Annotated in this window: 12 protein-coding genes; 8 read left to right on the top strand and 4 right to left on the bottom strand. The window is 62.4% G+C overall.

Translation table 11 applies throughout. The annotated features are described in order from the left end of the window. The first annotated feature begins 73 nt into the window (after positions 1 to 73). Complete coding sequence (gene dnaE, locus R4P70_RS09675; protein WP_256064347.1) at positions 74 to 3,610, top strand: DNA polymerase III subunit alpha; 3,537 nt, start codon at positions 74 to 76, stop codon at positions 3,608 to 3,610. A 95-nt stretch (positions 3,611 to 3,705) separates the two neighbouring features. Here dnaE and R4P70_RS09670 read toward each other — a convergent pair whose 3' ends face one another. After that, a complete protein-coding gene (locus R4P70_RS09670; protein ID WP_019748854.1) occupies positions 3,706 to 3,939 on the bottom strand; it encodes a hypothetical protein in 234 nt (77 codons plus the stop codon). A gap of 220 nt (positions 3,940 to 4,159) precedes the next feature. On the opposite strand from R4P70_RS09670, the gene R4P70_RS09665 reads away from it, so the two are divergent. The 3 genes from R4P70_RS09665 to ilvA all read left to right on the top strand — a co-directional run bounded on the left by R4P70_RS09665 (position 4,160) and on the right by ilvA (position 7,921). Beyond that, the gene (locus R4P70_RS09665; RefSeq protein WP_019748853.1) at positions 4,160 to 4,594 is read left to right on the top strand and encodes a nitroreductase family deazaflavin-dependent oxidoreductase; all 435 of its coding nucleotides are present in this window, start codon (positions 4,160 to 4,162) and stop codon (positions 4,592 to 4,594) included. A gap of 116 nt (positions 4,595 to 4,710) precedes the next feature. Next, a complete protein-coding gene (locus tag R4P70_RS09660) occupies positions 4,711 to 6,486 on the top strand; it encodes a pyruvate dehydrogenase (RefSeq protein WP_021344546.1) in 1,776 nt (591 codons plus the stop codon). Positions 6,487 to 6,565: 79 nt separating this feature from the next. Further along, positions 6,566 to 7,921 carry a threonine ammonia-lyase IlvA gene (ilvA, locus tag R4P70_RS09655; protein WP_019748851.1) on the top strand — a complete coding sequence of 452 codons (1,356 nt, stop codon included), beginning with the start codon at positions 6,566 to 6,568 and terminating at the stop codon, positions 7,919 to 7,921. A gap of 13 nt (positions 7,922 to 7,934) precedes the next feature. On the opposite strand, the gene R4P70_RS09650 is transcribed toward ilvA, so the two are convergent. Next, positions 7,935 to 8,456, bottom strand: coding sequence for a TetR/AcrR family transcriptional regulator (locus R4P70_RS09650; protein ID WP_019748850.1), 522 nt, complete (start codon positions 8,454 to 8,456; stop codon positions 7,935 to 7,937). 128 nt (positions 8,457 to 8,584) lie between these two features. Between R4P70_RS09650 and R4P70_RS09645 the strand changes: the two genes are divergently transcribed. Continuing rightward, positions 8,585 to 10,129: an MFS transporter gene (locus R4P70_RS09645; RefSeq protein ID WP_019748849.1), complete on the top strand. Its 1,545-nt coding sequence runs from the start codon at positions 8,585 to 8,587 to the stop codon at positions 10,127 to 10,129. 50 nt (positions 10,130 to 10,179) lie between these two features. Here the strand turns inward: R4P70_RS09645 and treZ are convergent, their stop codons facing one another. Both treZ and R4P70_RS09635 read right to left on the bottom strand, forming a co-directional pair. Beyond that, positions 10,180 to 11,901, bottom strand: coding sequence for a malto-oligosyltrehalose trehalohydrolase (gene treZ / locus R4P70_RS09640; protein WP_317830749.1), 1,722 nt, complete (start codon positions 11,899 to 11,901; stop codon positions 10,180 to 10,182). A gap of 69 nt (positions 11,902 to 11,970) precedes the next feature. Then, positions 11,971 to 13,332, bottom strand: coding sequence for an NAD(P)-binding domain-containing protein (locus R4P70_RS09635; protein ID WP_317830748.1), 1,362 nt, complete (start codon positions 13,330 to 13,332; stop codon positions 11,971 to 11,973). A gap of 95 nt (positions 13,333 to 13,427) precedes the next feature. Between R4P70_RS09635 and R4P70_RS09630 the strand changes: the two genes are divergently transcribed. The 3 genes from R4P70_RS09630 to R4P70_RS09620 form a co-directional block, all read left to right on the top strand. Beyond that, positions 13,428 to 14,312 (top strand): helix-turn-helix domain-containing GNAT family N-acetyltransferase, encoded by an 885-nt coding sequence (locus tag R4P70_RS09630; RefSeq protein WP_069146869.1) that lies wholly within the window; start codon positions 13,428 to 13,430, stop codon positions 14,310 to 14,312. Between the two features lie 64 nt (positions 14,313 to 14,376). Further along, positions 14,377 to 14,763 carry an ArsR/SmtB family transcription factor gene (locus R4P70_RS09625; RefSeq protein WP_042952095.1) on the top strand — a complete coding sequence of 129 codons (387 nt, stop codon included), beginning with the start codon at positions 14,377 to 14,379 and terminating at the stop codon, positions 14,761 to 14,763. Beyond that, the coding region (locus R4P70_RS09620) for an arsenic resistance protein (RefSeq protein ID WP_411742464.1) at positions 14,760 to 15,013 on the top strand (254 nt) is incomplete at its 3' end. The genes R4P70_RS09625 and R4P70_RS09620, both read left to right, overlap by 4 nt.

The following is a 15,013-nucleotide window of genomic DNA, read 5'->3' as shown; positions in this document are numbered from 1 at the left end:
GATGGCGGTCGCCGAACGTGTCGGCAACGCGGCATACACTCGATCTCGCTCCCAGACCTTCAGAGAGGCGCACGTGGCTGACTCGTTCGTACATCTTCACAATCACACCGAGTACTCGATGCTCGACGGTGCGGCCAAGGTCGGCGCCATGTTCGAGGAGGCCGCTCGTCTCGAAATGACCGCTGTCGGCATGACCGACCACGGAAACATGTACGGCGCCAGCCAGTTCTACAACGAGGCCAAGAGTGCCGGCATCAAGCCGATCATCGGCATCGAGGCGTACATCGCACCCGAATCCCGCTTCAACACAAAGCGAGTTCTCTGGGGAGATCGCAGCCAGAAGTCCGACGACGTCTCCGGTAGCGGTGCGTACACGCACATGACGATGGTGGCCGAGAACGCCACGGGGCTCCGAAACCTCTTCAAGCTGTCTTCTCTCGCGTCAATCGAGGGACAGCTCGGCAAGTGGCCTCGCATGGACGAGGAACTCATCGCGGCGCACGCCGAGGGCATCATCGCCACCACGGGCTGCCCTTCGGGTGAGATCCAGACGCGCCTTCGTCTCGGCCACGACCGCGAGGCTCTCGAAGCTGCCGCGAAGTGGCAGGAGATCTGGGGACCGGACAACTTCTTCCTCGAACTGATGGATCACGGTCTCTCGATCGAGCGCCGTGTGCGCGAGGGTCTGCTCGACATCGGCAAGCAACTCGGTATCCCGCCGCTTGCCACCAACGACTGCCACTACGTCACCAAGGACGCCGCCGAGAACCACGAGGCGCTGCTCTGTATCCAGACCGGCAAGACGCTGTCCGACCCCACTCGCTTCAAGTTCGACGGCGACGGCTACTACCTCAAGTCCGCTGCCGAGATGCGCGCCATCTGGGACAGCGAAGTACCGGGGGCGTGCGACAACACCGTGGCCATCGGCGAGCGTGTGCAGTCGTACGAGGACGTGTGGGCGTTCCACGACCGCATGCCGATCTTCCCGGTCCCGGAGGGTCACACGCAGCAGACCTTCCTGCGCGCCGAGGTGATGCGCGGACTCGATCGCCGCTTCCCGAGCGGACCTCCGCAGGAGTACCTCGCCCGCGCCGACTACGAGATCGGCGTCATCAACGAAATGGGCTTCCCGGCCTACTTCCTGGTGGTCGGCGACCTGATCAACCACGCCAAGGACGTCGGAATCCGCGTCGGGCCCGGCCGTGGATCGGCTGCCGGTTCGTTGGTGGCCTACGCGATGGGGATCACCAACATCGACCCCATCCCGTACGGGTTGCTGTTCGAGCGATTCCTCAACCCCGAGCGTGTGTCCATGCCCGATATCGATATCGACTTCGATGATCGCCGTCGCGGCGAGATGGTTCGCTACGCGACGGACAAGTGGGGCAACGACAAGGTCGCCCAGGTCATCACCTTCGGCACCATCAAGACCAAGGCTGCCATCAAGGACTCGGCTCGCGTCCAGTTCGGTAAGCCGGGCTTTGCCATCGCCGATCAGATCACCAAGGCGCTCCCGCCGCCCATCATGGCCAAGGACATCTCGGTTTCCGGTATCACCGATCCGAAGCACGAGCGGTACAAGGAGGCAGTCGAGGTTCGAGCGCTCATCGACTCCAGCCCGGACGTCGCGAAGATCTACAAGACCGCGGTGGGTCTGGAAGGGCTGATCCGCAACGCCGGTGTGCACGCCTGCGCGGTCATCATGTCGTCCGAACCGCTCACCGACGCAATCCCGGTCTGGAAGCGCGCCCAGGACGGCGCCATCATCACCGGGTGGGACTACCCCTCGTGTGAAGCCATCGGTCTGCTCAAGATGGACTTCCTCGGTCTGCGAAACCTCACGGTTATCGGCGACACGCTCGAGAACATCAAAGCCAACCGCGGCATCGATCTGGACCTCGACACTTTGCCGATGGACGATGCGGCAACATACGAACTGCTCGCCCGCGGCGACACTCTCGGTGTGTTCCAGCTCGACGGCGGCGGTATGCGCGAGTTGCTGAAACTGATGCAGCCCACCGGATTCGGCGACATCGTCGCCGCATTGGCGCTGTATCGACCGGGGCCGATGGGTGTGGACGCCCACATCTCGTACGCCAAGCGCAAGAACGCCTTGGAAGACGTCAAGCCGATTCACCCCGAGTTGGAGGAGCCGCTCGCGGAGATCCTCTCGGAAACGTACGGCCTGATCATCTACCAGGAGCAGATCATGCAACTGGCGCAGAAGGTGGCCGGTTACACCCTGGGTCAGGCCGACTTGCTGCGTCGCGCCATGGGTAAGAAGAAGCTGTCCGAGCTGGAAAAGGCCTACGCCGGCTTCCGGCAGGGCATGTTGGACAACAACTTCAGCGAAGCGGCCATCAAGGCGCTGTGGGACACGGTCCTTCCCTTCGCCGGGTACGCGTTCAACAAGTCGCACTCCGCCGGCTACGGACTCGTGTCGTACTGGACTGCGTACCTCAAGGCGAACTACCCGGCCGAGTACATGGCAGGTCTGCTGACCTCCGTCGGTGACGACAAGGACAAGTCCGCGATCTATCTCGCCGACTGCCGCAAGTTGGGCATCACCGTTCTCCCGCCGGACGTCAACGAGTCACGCGTCGACTTCGCGACCGTCGGCGACGACATCCGTTTCGGTATGGGGTCGGTGCGCAACGTCGGCGCCAACGTCGTTGCCTCGATCATCAAGGCGCGCACGGAGAAATCGAAGTTCACCGATTTCTCCGACTATCTCGGCAAGATCGACGCGATGGCTTGCAACAAGAAGGTCACCGAATCTCTCATCAAGGCCGGTGCTTTCGACTCGTTGGGTCACCCGCGCAAGGGCCTGATGTTGGTCCATGCCGACGCCATCGATTCCGTGATGAGCACCAAGAAGGCAGAGGCGATCGGACAGTTCGACCTCTTCGGCGGTGCCGAGGCGGACGAGTCGATCACCTCGGTGTTCGACGTCAAGATTCCCGAGGAGGAGTGGGACTCCAAGCATCGCCTGGCACTCGAACGAGAGATGCTGGGGCTGTATGTTTCCGGTCACCCGCTCAACGGCGTCGAGCACATTCTTCGCCAGCAGTCCGACACGTCCATCGCTGCGATACTCGAAGGCGGCGTTCAGGACGGTGCCCAGGTAACTCTCGGCGGAATCATTGCCTCGGTGGACCGTCGGGTCAACAAGAACGGTCTGACCTGGTGCATCGTGCAGCTCGAAGACCTCGTGGGTGGAATCGAGGTGCTGTTCTTCCCGCAGGCCTACGCCGTGTACGGGATGGACATCGCCGAGGATGCCATCGTGTTGGTCAAGGCTCGCGTTTCGATCCGAGACGATCGGATGTCGCTGATCGGCAACGACCTTGCGGTGCCTGATATTTCGGCGATCGGGGTCGCACGCCCCCTGTCGGTCTCACTGCCCCTTCGGCAATGCACCAAGGACAAGCTCAGTGCTCTCAAGCAGGTGCTGACGAGGCACCCCGGAACGTCCGACGTCCATGTCCGGCTGATCGGCGGAACCGAGATCAGCTTGTGGAAGGTCGACGACGTCCTTCGGGTCGAACCGTCCTCGGCGCTGATGGGCGACCTGAAGGCATTGCTCGGGCCGAGCTGTCTGACGGTCTGACCGCCGATCGAGCGGATCTGAACCGAACGAGGGGACCTTGCTGCATCAGCAGCAAGGTCCCTTCGTGGTTCGCGGGAGATCGGGGAGTGGGGTGATCAGGTGGTGCGTGAGTAGTACACGCGACGCGCCCACCAGGTGACCACGGCTGCTGTTGCGGCAGTCAGTACGGCTACCTGCATCGACTGGGTGACAGCTCCGGCGACCACGAACAGCACAAAACCGACCGCGAGAGCTTCGATCTTGTACAGCGGCCACCGAGTCCCGGCCAGATCGACGAAATGGTCGGACGAGGGGCGTGATTCGCGAGTGGAGATATCTGCGGTAGTCATCTCGTCCCTTTCTCGGTGCAGTCTGTTCTCGCTGCGGCCTGGTTAGCGATACGGCTATTCGAAGCTGTGGTTTCAGAGTAACCAGAGATGAGAGTTCGGGCAAGCGAACTTTATTGATCGGCAGCTCACTTAATCGATCAACCAGGGGAGTGTGCCGACGACGGACCTGGTCGGTGTGGTTCGGTGGCCAAGGTGCTCGAGTGGGTGTTCACTGGTACACATGCCAATCACAGGTGAGTACGAACCCAGTCCAGCGTCGTGGGCCGCCGATCAGGTCGCACGCATCGAGAACTCCGGTGGCACCGAGGGAAACGACATGAACGGCATGCCCGTCGTCGTTCTCACGACCGTCGGGGCAAAGTCCGGCAAGGTCAGGAAGACGCCGCTGATGCGCGTCGAGCACGACGGCTCGTATGCCGTTGTGGCTTCGCTTGGTGGCGCTCCGAAGAATCCGGTTTGGTACTACAACGTCAAAGCCGATCCGCACGTCACGCTGCGTGACGCGACGCAGGTCTTCGACCTGGTTGCTCGTGAAGTCACCGGAGACGAGAAGGCGATCTGGTGGGAGCGCGCTGTCGCTGCGTACCCCGACTACGCCGATTATCAGACGAAGACCGATCGTGAGATCCCGGTGTTCGTGCTCGAACCCAAGTAACGCACTGCAGTCCTCACGAAACGGCAGTCCACAAGAAGCACTGCATAAACCACAAGCAAATCGTCACTCGCGGGGGTCGGCGATCCCGACTCCCGTGAGTGTGTCATGGAGGTCTGATGAGTCCGAAAACCGTTGCAGATCAATTGGTTCAGCAGCTCGTTGACGCGGGTGTCAGTCGGATCTACGGAATTGTCGGTGACAGTCTCAATCCCATCGTCGATGCGGTACGTCGCACCGGTGGTTCCGAAAAGGGCGGAATCGACTGGATACACGTCCGTCATGAGGAAGCAGCTGCGTTTGCGGCCGCAGCGGATGCCCAGATCACCGGAAAACTCGCGGTGTGTGCCGGATCCTGCGGTCCCGGAAACCTTCACCTGATCAACGGCCTGTACGACGCTCATCGTTCGGGCGCCCCGGTCCTCGCGATCGCCTCACACATCCCCAGTGCCCAGATCGGAATGGGCTACTTTCAGGAAACGCATCCCGAGCGGATCTTCATCGAATGTTCGAGTTACACCGAACTCGTCAGCACGGCAGTCCAATCACCTCGCGTGGTGCAGTCGGCGATTCAGCATTCGGTGGCTCGAAACGGCGTCTCGGTGATCGTGCTTCCCGGGGACATCGCCGATTGTCCGGCAGAAGGCACCCCGCCGACGCTCGTCGAAACCCGAAGGCCGACAGTCGTTCCGGATGCCGGTGACGTGTTGGCGTTGGCAGATGTGATCAACGGTTCGCGTAAGGTTGCGATCTTCGCCGGCGCAGGCGTGCGAGACGCACGCGCCGAGGTGTTGGCGCTGGCCGAAACCGTCGGGGCTCCCATCGGGCATTCGCTGCGCGGCAAGGAATGGATCCAGTACGACAACCCGTACGACGTCGGGATGACCGGATTGCTCGGTTACGGTGCGGCGCACGACGGTATCCACGGCGCCGATCTTCTGCTCCTCATCGGAACGGACTTTCCTTACGACCAGTTCTTGCCCGATGACGTTCGTACCGCTCAGATCGACATCGCGGCCGAGCGGTTGGGGCGTCGAACCAGCCTGGACCTGGCGGTGCACGGTGACGTCGCGAGCACCTTGAGCGCACTGATTCCGCAACTCGATCGAAAGACCGACCGCGGGTTCCTGGAGGATACGCTCGCAAAGCACAACACTCTGATGACCAAAGTGGTTGGTGCGTACACGGATCCGGTCAAGCAGCGCACACCCATTCATCCCGAGTATGCGGCCTCGATCCTCGACGATCTGGCGGCCGACGACGCGATCTTCACCGCCGACACCGGGATGTGCAACGTGTGGACGGCGCGCTATCTCAATCCGAACGGATCGAGACGCTTCATCTCCTCGGCGCTGCACGGATCCATGTCCAATGCGCTCCCACATGCGATGGGTGCGGCATGGTCGAGTCCGGGGCGTCAGGTCATCTCGGTGTCGGGCGACGGTGGATTGTCGATGCTGCTCGGTGAGTTGGTCACCGTCGCGATGTACAAGTTGCCGGTCAAGATCGTGGTGTTCAACAACTCGACGCTCGGAATGGTCAAGCTCGAGATGCTGGTCGACGGCCTTCCGGATTTCGGGGTCGACGTGCCCGCGGTCGACTACGCGGCGGTTGCTGCTGCGCTCGGTATCTTCTCGCGCCGAATCGAGAATCCCGCGGACATCGAAGCGGGCCTACGCGCCGCGCTCGATCACGACGGTCCGGCCTTGGTTGATCTGGTGACCGATCCGCTGGCATTGTCGTTGCCGCCCACCATCACCGGTGGTCAGATGAAGGGCTTCGCTTTGGCGATGTCGAAGATGGTGATGAACGGCGGCGTCGGCGAGGCTGTGCAGATGGCCAAGTCGAATCTGCGGAACGTGCCACGTCCCTCACAGTTGGATCCTCGCGGCTGACCTACCCGCCGCCCTGCCTCGCAGACCATGTGGGGCGGGGTGGTGGGAAGGTTGATCCCCGACGTGCGAAAATGGCGGAGTGTCTAACTCGCCCGATGTCGTAGTAACGAAGTCCACCGTCCCCGCGCTCGACGCGCAGGAGATCGACGCGGCCATCGAGCGAATTCAGCACGTCATTGCGGCGACACCCCTGCAGTACAGCGACCGTCTTTCGGCGTTGACCGGCGCGCACGTGTACCTCAAGCGCGAGGACCTCCAGGGCGTTCGTTCGTACAAGATTCGTGGCGCGTACAACCTGATCGCTCAGCTCAACGAGGCCGAGCGCGCGGCCGGCGTGGTGACTGCCAGTGCCGGTAACCATGCGCAGGGTGTTGCCTTCGCGTGCCGAACGATGCAGATCAAGGGTCGGATCTACGTTCCGGCAAATACCCCCAAGCAGAAGCGTGATCGCATCCGCGCCCACGGTGGAGCGTTTGTCGAACTGTTCATGATCGGTGAGACCTATGACGCCGCCGCTGCTGCGGCCGCGGAGGACGTAGCCGAAACCGGCGCAACCATGGTTCCCCCGTTCGACGACGTGCGCACCGCTGCGGGGCAAGGAACCATCGCAGCGGAGATTCTCACGCAACTGGACGCACCTCTCGACACGATCGTCGTGCCGGTCGGCGGCGGCGGTTGCATCGCGGGCATAGCCACCTATCTGCACGAGCGATCGCCCAAGACGTCGATCGTCGGGATCGAGCCGTCCGGCGCGGCGTCCATGACGGCCGCTCTCGTTGCCGGGGGCCCGGTGACTCTTCCCGACGTCGATCCATTTGTCGACGGGGCAGCGGTCAAGAGGATCGGCGATGTTCCCTACGAGGTCGTCTCACGTCTGGGTGCCGCCGTGGTGTCGCACGCGTCGTTGCCGCTCGTGGCTCGTCAACTTCAGACACGGTCCGGTTCGGGATCGTTTGTCGTCAATCAGATCGACGAGGGCGCTATCTGCACGGCGATGCTCGAGCTGTATCAGAGCGAGGGCATCATCGCCGAACCCGCGGGAGCGCTTTCCGTTGCGGCACTTCAGAATTTGACGTTCGAGCCGGGTTCGACCGTCGTGTGCCTGATTTCCGGTGGCAACAACGACGTATCCCGTTACGGCGAAATCCTCGAGCGTTCGCTCGTTCACCTCGGGCTCAAGCACTACTTCCTGGTGGACTTTCCGCAGGAACCGGGAGCGCTCCGTCGCTTCCTCTCGGACGTGCTCGGGCCGGACGACGACATCGCGCTGTTCGAGTACGTCAAGCGAAACAATCGCGAGACGGGTGCCGCGTTGGTGGGTATCGAACTCGGTTCCGCCGACGGGTTGGCGGCGTTGCTCGAGCGGATGGAGCGCGCGCCGATGCAGTCCGAGAGGCTCGAGCCGGGAAGCCCGGCGTACCGCTATCTGACGTAAGGGACGCCCCCGGTCAGGGCCGCAGTCGCTCGACCACCTGTCGATGCAATTCGGGATCTGGCTGGGGGAGCCCGAGCATGGCCGCCAGGTATAGACCGTCGCCGACGAGTCGGATGATCTCGGCTTGTATGGGATCGGCGATCTCGGTCTGAAGGCCCTTGTCCCAGCTGCGCATCACGTGGGTAACGGCTTTCTGGATCTCGTCGTGTTGTCCGTCGACTGTTCTCAGTGCCGCGATGATCGACCGGAAGAGTGAGAGTTCTTCGCTTTCGTTCGCATCGGGGATCTGCAGATAGAACTCGGTGACCGTCGTACCGCCTGCTACGGCGTCTTCGAGTTGTTGATCCGAGCGTTCTCCGAGTCTGCGGACCATCGCCGCGAGGAGTGCTTCCTTGCTGGGGAAGTGATAGAGAAGTCCGCCCTTGGAAACCCCGGCTTCGGCGGCAACGCCTTCGAGCGTGACTTGGGCAACGCCGCTGACCAGCAGCAGCTTCTCCAGTGCGTCGAGAATTCGATCGCGAGTGTCGGCAGCCATGTGATGTGACCCTACCCGGAAATAACTTTACCGCTTGGACGGTTCACTGTTACCGTAGACCTACTGTACCGGCTGGACGGTTCAGTGAAATTTTTTCGAAAGAACTCAGAGAAAGTCGCAGGGGAGCAATGTCAGTGTCGGCAGATCAGACGTCTGCAATCAATCCCGACGAGGTTCGGGCGACAAAGCGTGACTGGGCGGGCTTGATAGTCCTTGCCTTTGCTGTGTTGCTCATCGCAGTCGACGGCACGGTGCTCGATCTTGCGCTTCCGTTCATCAGCGCCGATCTCGAGCCGAGCAGCACGCAGTTGCTGTGGATCATCGACGTCTATTCGTTCGTGCTCGCCGGTCTGCTCATCACCATGGGTACGCTCGGTGACCGGATCGGTAGGCGAAAACTGCTCCTGATCGGCGCAGTCGGCTTCGGTCTCGCCTCGATCATCGCCGCTCTTGCTGTCAGTCCCGAGATGCTCATTGCCGCCCGCGTGCTGCAGGGTATTTCCGGTGCAACGCTGATGCCGGCCACCCTCGGTCTGATCCGCACGATCTTCGTCAACCCGCGTCAGCGCACCGAGGCAATCGGTGTCTGGGGCGCGATGGCCGGTGGCGGTACAGCGGCAGGCCCTTTGGTCGGTGGTTGGTTGCTCGAGCACTTCTGGTGGGGTTCGGTCTTCTTGATCAACATCCCGGTCATGATCGCGCTGGTAGTACTCGGCCCGATCCTTATCCCGGAGTCGAAAGACCCCAACCCGGGGCGATTCGACCTCATCAGCGCTGGTCTGTCGATGGCGACCATGTTGCCGTTGGTGTACGCGGTCAAGGAATCCGTGGTGCACGGCGTCAGCATCACGTTGCTGGTGATCGGCCTTGTGGGTCTCGCCGCCGGCTACGTGTTCGTGCGTCGTCAGCGGATGCTGAAGGATCCGATGTTGGATCTGAAACTGTTTGCCAATGCGTCGTTTTCCACCGCCGTCATCACCAACCTGCTCTCGATCTTCGCACTCGCCGGTGTCCTGTTCTTCGGCTCGCAGTACCTGCAGTTGGTGCTGGGTAACTCGGCGCTCGACGCCGGCCTGCTGATGCTCCCGGGTATGTTGCTCAGCGCATTCACCGCGGTTGCGGCGGCCTGGTTGATTCGCCGGTGGTCGGTGTCTCACGTGCTCAGCGCAGGCCTCGCGGTTGCCGGAATCGGTGCTGCGATGCTGCTCGCCCTCGGGGTGGACAGCGGCCCGTTGATGTTCGTGATCGGCTTCGGTCTGGCCGGTGCAGGTGTCGGTGTCGCACTGACCCTGACGTCGGATCTTGTGGTCAGTTCGGTGGAACCCGAGCGTGCCGGCGCTGCGTCCGCGGTGTCGGAGACTGCGTACGAACTCGGTATCGCGCTCGGTGTGGCGATCCTGGGCAGCGTGGTGATGGCGATCTTCCGCAAGGGAATCGACACGTCCATGCTCGAAGCAGATCAGGCGCACGCTGCGCAGGGCACCCTCGGCGGTGCGCTGCAGGAAGCGACGTACCTACCTGGTGAACTCGGTTCGGTGCTTGCCGATTCCGCGAAGGCGGCGTTTGTCGACGGTATGCACGTTGCCGCCGGCGCAACCGCTTTGGTTCTGTTCGTCAGTGCCGCATTGGTATTGCGGATGCTGCGGAGTACACCAGAGAACGCGAAGCGTTAACGCGTGGAACGGTAGAACGCGAAGCGCTAGCTCCTGCAGAATCCGGGTAGTCAGCTTTCGAGTACGACGAACGAGTGCCCAGGCACGACTGTTGCGGACGCGGTCTCGTCCTGTGTCGGCGGATCCCACCAGAGGATGGGGGTTCCGCCGGCTGGGACCGAGGCCGCGTCCGTTCCCAGATTGCACACGATCTGTAATGCGCCGCGGCGTAGGGTGATCCACTGGTCGTCCTCGTCGTAGTCGACGTGCAGGTGCCCCAGCCAGGGGTCGGTGATCTCGATTCGCTTCTTGCGCAGGGCAAGGAGATCGCGATAGCACGCCAGGACGCGAGCATGTGTCTGGTCGGTTCGCTCGTCCCAGTCCAGTTTCGATCGCAGAAATGTCTGTGGATCTTGCGGATCCGGAATGTCGGCGCTGTTCCAGCCGTGTGCCGCGAACTCCGCCTTACGGCCCTTGGCGGTGGCCTCGCCGAGTTCCCGTTCCGGATGCGAGGTGAAGAACTGGAACGGAGTGGTGGCTCCCCATTCTTCGCCCATGAACAGCATCGGCGTGTACGGCGAGAGCAGGACCAGTGCTGCCTTGATCGCCAATTGTCCTGGCGTCAGATAGGCGCTCGGGCGGTCGCCGATCGCTCGGTTGCCGATCTGATCGTGGGTGCACGTGTATGCGAGCAGAGCACTGGCGGGCTGATGCGTGATGTCGATCGGCCGGCCGTGAACCCGCCCACGGAACGAGGAATACGTTCCGGCGTGGAAGAACCCGCGCCGCAATGTACTTGCAAGAGATTCCAAGGATCCGAAGTCGGCGTAATAACCCTGGCGTTCGCCGGAGACGGCTGTGTGAATGGTGTGATGGATGTCGTCGTCCCACTGCGCGTCCAAGCCGAACCCGCCCGCCGCTCGTGGCGTGATCAGAGTGGCGTCGTTGAGATCACTTTCGGCAATCAACGTGAGCGGTCGGCCCAGATGAGCCGACAGTGTTTCCGTTCGGACGGCGAGTTCCTCGAGGATGTGCGTTCCAGTGTGATCGACCAACGCGTGGACGGCGTCGAGGCGTAGACCGTCGATGTGGAAATCACGCATCCATCGCAGGGCATTCCCGATGATGTATTCGCGAACCTCGCCCGACTGCGGGCCTCCGATGTTGATCGTTCGGCCCCAGGTGTTCGCTCCATCGGCAATGTAGGGGCCGAACTTTTCGAGGTAGTTGCCCGACGGGCCCAGGTGGTTGTAGACCACGTCCAGAATCACGCCGAGTCCGCGTTCGTGGGCCGCATTCACCAAGCGTTGCAATCCGTCCGGGCCACCGTAGATCTCGTGGACCGTGTACCAGAGCACACCGTCGTAGCCCCAATTGTGAGTTCCGTTGAAACCGTTGACCGGCATGATCTCGACGAACCCGACGCCGAGGTCCACGAGGTGATCGAGACGCTCGATCGCGGCGTCGAAAGTTCCTTCGGGGGTGAACGTTCCGATGTGCAGTTCGTAGACCGACGATCCTGGGAGTTGCCGTCCGGTCCACTGAGAGTCGGTCCAGGAGGACTCGTCGAGTTGGTGCAGTTGGGAGCGGAGATGCACGCCTTCGGGCTGGCGTGGTGACCGCGGATCCGGGAGTATTTGACCGTCGACGACAAAGCCGTAGCGAGCTTCGTTGTCGCAGTCGACCTCGCCTCGCCACCACCCGTCGTCGGTCCGCTCCATGTCGTGCGTGATGCCATCGACTTCGACCCGGACCGATTCCGGCGTTGGCGCCCAGACCTCGAAAGTATGCACACGATCAGCATGCCTTGTTCGGTCGGATGTGGCAGCCCGGCGGGGTGGATCCGTCGTCATGGACTGTTTCTAGCCGCGGGTGTTGCCAGACGGAGCGGACAAGGTGATCAGTTCCGGAGTGGGTGCGCCGCAGCATCCGCCCTCGGCTTCCCCGCCTTCGGCTTCCGCTGCGTCAGCTTCGTCGAAAACACCTGCACCGCCGCAGACTCCGGTCTCCGGAAGGATCAACTCGACCCGGGCTGCCGCTTCGTGATCGCCGGCGAGTTCGGCGGCGATGCTGCGAACCTGCTCGTAGCCGGTCATCGCCAGGAAGGTGGGTGCCCGGCCGTAGCTTTTCATTCCTGCCAAGTACACGCCTGGCTCCGGATGGCGAAGCTCCTTCGCGCCATGCGGGTACACCGTGCCGCACGAGTGGACGTTCGGGTCGATCAGTGGAGCCAACTCGACCGGTGCTTGTAAGACCGGGTCGAGGCCGAGTCGAATTTCCGAAAGCCAGGAAAGATCGGGGCGGAATCCGGTCAGCGTTATGACGTTGTCCACGTTCTCGATGCGATCACCGGCATCGGAGGCAAGTACGAGTTGTCCCGAAGGGGTTGTTGTCACCTCTGCGGTGCGGAAGCCGGTGACCACTCTCAGTAGTCCGTCTTCGACGGCCTTCTTTGCGCGCAGTCCCAGGGCGCCGCGCGCGGGCAGTTCGTCAGCTTCGCCGCCACCGAACGCTGAGTCGACGTTTCCTCGGCGGACCGCCCAGATGATGCGGGTGCTCGGAGCCTGCTCCGCCAACCCCGACAGCGCAACGATCGCCGTCAGCGCAGAGTGGCCGCTCCCCGCGATGACCGTGTGTTTTCCGGCAAACTGTGCACGCACCGCCGGATCGTCGAGATCAGGAACCCGGTACCTGATCGCAGTGCCCACAGCGCCCTCGCCGAGGGCGGGAAGACCTTCACCGCCGAGCGGGTTGGGAGTACCCCAGGTGCCGGATGCGTCGACAACCGCCTGGGCGAACACGCGGTCCTCGGTTCCGTCACGGCGGCGCAGATGAATTGAGAGGGGTTCGGTATCGCGGCCGGCGTCGACGACCAGGTCACGTCCGCGTCGGGCTACGCCGATCACTTCGGTGTCGAACTGGATGGCGTCGCCGAGTGTTGAGGCGAGTGGCCCGAGGTAGAGGTCGCGCCATTGCCGGCCGGTCGGGTACGTCTCAGCGTCGGGAGAGCGCCATCCATTCTGCTCGAGGAGTCGCTGCGCGGCGGGGGAGACGAGTTCGGACCACCGGGAGAACAGTCGAACGTGATTCCACTCGGAGATCGCAGCACCGGCTGTGCTTCCGCGCTCGAAGACAAGGGGTGTGAGTCCGCGTTCGCGCAGTTCTGCTGCGGCTGCCAGGCCGATCGGGCCGGCCCCGATCACGACAACGGGTAGGGGGTTCATCTCGTACCTTTCATCGACGATTATCGATCTTAGTGGAACTGTATCGACAATCATCAATGTAGGCAACCATCGACAGCTGTCGATATAGTGGAGAGATGACATCGCTGCAGACTCCGACGGTGCGCGTCGGTGATTCGGACCCGGATCAGATTGGTTCTTCCGTCCTCGCGCAGGGCGATGCCGATACCTACGCGCAGTGGTTCGCCTGCCTTGCCGAGCCGATGCGCGTCCGATTGCTTCACCGGGTGGCGAGCGCGGTCGGTGGTATTACCGTCGGAGCGCTCGCCGAAGCGTTGGGGATCGGACAACCGACGGTGTCGCACCACCTGCGCAAGCTCGCCGATGTGGGTTTTGTGACCATGCGTAAGGAGGGGACGAGCACGGTCGTCGCGGTGAATCCGACGTGTTGCGTTGCCTTGCCGCAGGCGGCGGACGTGGTGATGGGAGTCCTTGCTCCGCGTCCTTGCTGCCCGAGTGATCTGCCCGACGATGTCTCTGTCCGGGCCATGATCGACGACGACTGGGATGCGGTTCGCCGTATTTACGGCGAGGGTATCGACACCCGAAATGCCACCTTTGCTACTGAGGTCCCCTCGCGTGAGCATCTCCACGAACGGTGGCTGTCGAAGCATCGGTGGGTCGCGACTATCGAGGGTGTTGTTGTCGGTTGGGCTGCGTTGAGTCCAGTTTCCGAGCGTGACTGCTACCGCGGGGTGGCGGAAAACTCCGTGTACGTCGCGGGCGGAATGCGTGGTCGGGGTGTCGGAAAGGCGTTGTTGCGCAAGCAAGTCATGGCCGCTGATGTCGACGACCTCTGGACACTGCAGACGTCGATATTTCCCGAGAATCGCGCCTCCATCTCGCTGCATCATTCGGCCGGGTTCAGAACTATCGGTCTCCGCGAGAAGATTGCCCAGCTCGACGGTGTGTGGCGTGACACTGTTCTGCTCGAACGACGTGCGGTGACCGCCGAGGGGTGAGTCCGGGATCCGGCCGACCGGGCACTCGATTGCGCGTTGATTCGATATCTGTCAATATCGAAGAATGTCGAATCAAGAGCCACCGGAGTCCGAGGCTTGCTGCACCCCGCTCGTCCGTGAACCGCTGACCGAGGATTGGGCCGGCGACCTGTCGCGGATGTTCAAAGCTCTCGGCGATCCGGTTCGCCTCCGCTTGCTCAGCTTGGTGGCAAGTCACGAGGGTGGTGAAGCCTGCGTCTGCGACATCTCCGACTCGTTCGATCTGTCTCAGCCGACTATCTCGCATCATCTCAAGGTGTTGCGTCAGGCCGGGCTGCTTGACTGTGAACGTCGCGGGACCTGGGTGTACTACTGGGTGATTCCTACTGCACTGCAACAGCTTTCCGCCGTTCTACTGGTTGAAGGTACGAGCGTGAGTGTCGCGGACGCATGCGCAGAGGTCAGCGCATGAGCAACACCGCTGTCACCACCGAACACCCCGCAGTCGTCGGAAAACTCTCCACCCTCGACCGCTATCTGGCGGTCTGGATCGGCGTGGCCATGGTCGTCGGCCTGCTGGTTGGACGCTGGATCCCCGGTGTGAACACTGCCCTGGACAAGGTGCAGATCGACGGCATCTCCCTGCCGATCGCCCTCGGCCTGCTGATCATGATGTACCCGGTGTTGGCGAAAGTTCGCTACGACCGCCTCGACACTGTCAC

Source organism: Rhodococcus sp. IEGM 1241 (assembly GCF_033142365.1).
In the GTDB taxonomy this organism is placed as follows: Bacteria; Actinomycetota; Actinomycetes; order Mycobacteriales; family Mycobacteriaceae; genus Rhodococcus_F; species Rhodococcus_F erythropolis.
This window is presented reverse-complemented; position numbering and strand designations above follow the sequence as displayed.

Excerpts from the sequence above, each read along its gene's own strand:
- R4P70_RS09645 (WP_019748849.1), top strand. The coding sequence starts at position 8,585 with ATGTCAGTGTCGGCAGATCAGACGTCTGCAATCAATCCCGACGAGGTT.
- R4P70_RS09650 (WP_019748850.1), bottom strand. The coding sequence starts at position 8,456 with ATGGCTGCCGACACTCGCGATCGAATTCTCGACGCACTGGAGAAGCTG.
- R4P70_RS09670 (WP_019748854.1), bottom strand. The coding sequence starts at position 3,939 with ATGACTACCGCAGATATCTCCACTCGCGAATCACGCCCCTCGTCCGAC.
- R4P70_RS09625 (WP_042952095.1), top strand. The coding sequence starts at position 14,377 with ATGTCGAATCAAGAGCCACCGGAGTCCGAGGCTTGCTGCACCCCGCTC.
- R4P70_RS09630 (WP_069146869.1), top strand. The coding sequence starts at position 13,428 with ATGACATCGCTGCAGACTCCGACGGTGCGCGTCGGTGATTCGGACCCG.
- R4P70_RS09665 (WP_019748853.1), top strand. The coding sequence starts at position 4,160 with ATGCCAATCACAGGTGAGTACGAACCCAGTCCAGCGTCGTGGGCCGCC.
- R4P70_RS09635 (WP_317830748.1), bottom strand. The coding sequence starts at position 13,332 with ATGAACCCCCTACCCGTTGTCGTGATCGGGGCCGGCCCGATCGGCCTG.
- R4P70_RS09660 (WP_021344546.1), top strand. The coding sequence starts at position 4,711 with ATGAGTCCGAAAACCGTTGCAGATCAATTGGTTCAGCAGCTCGTTGAC.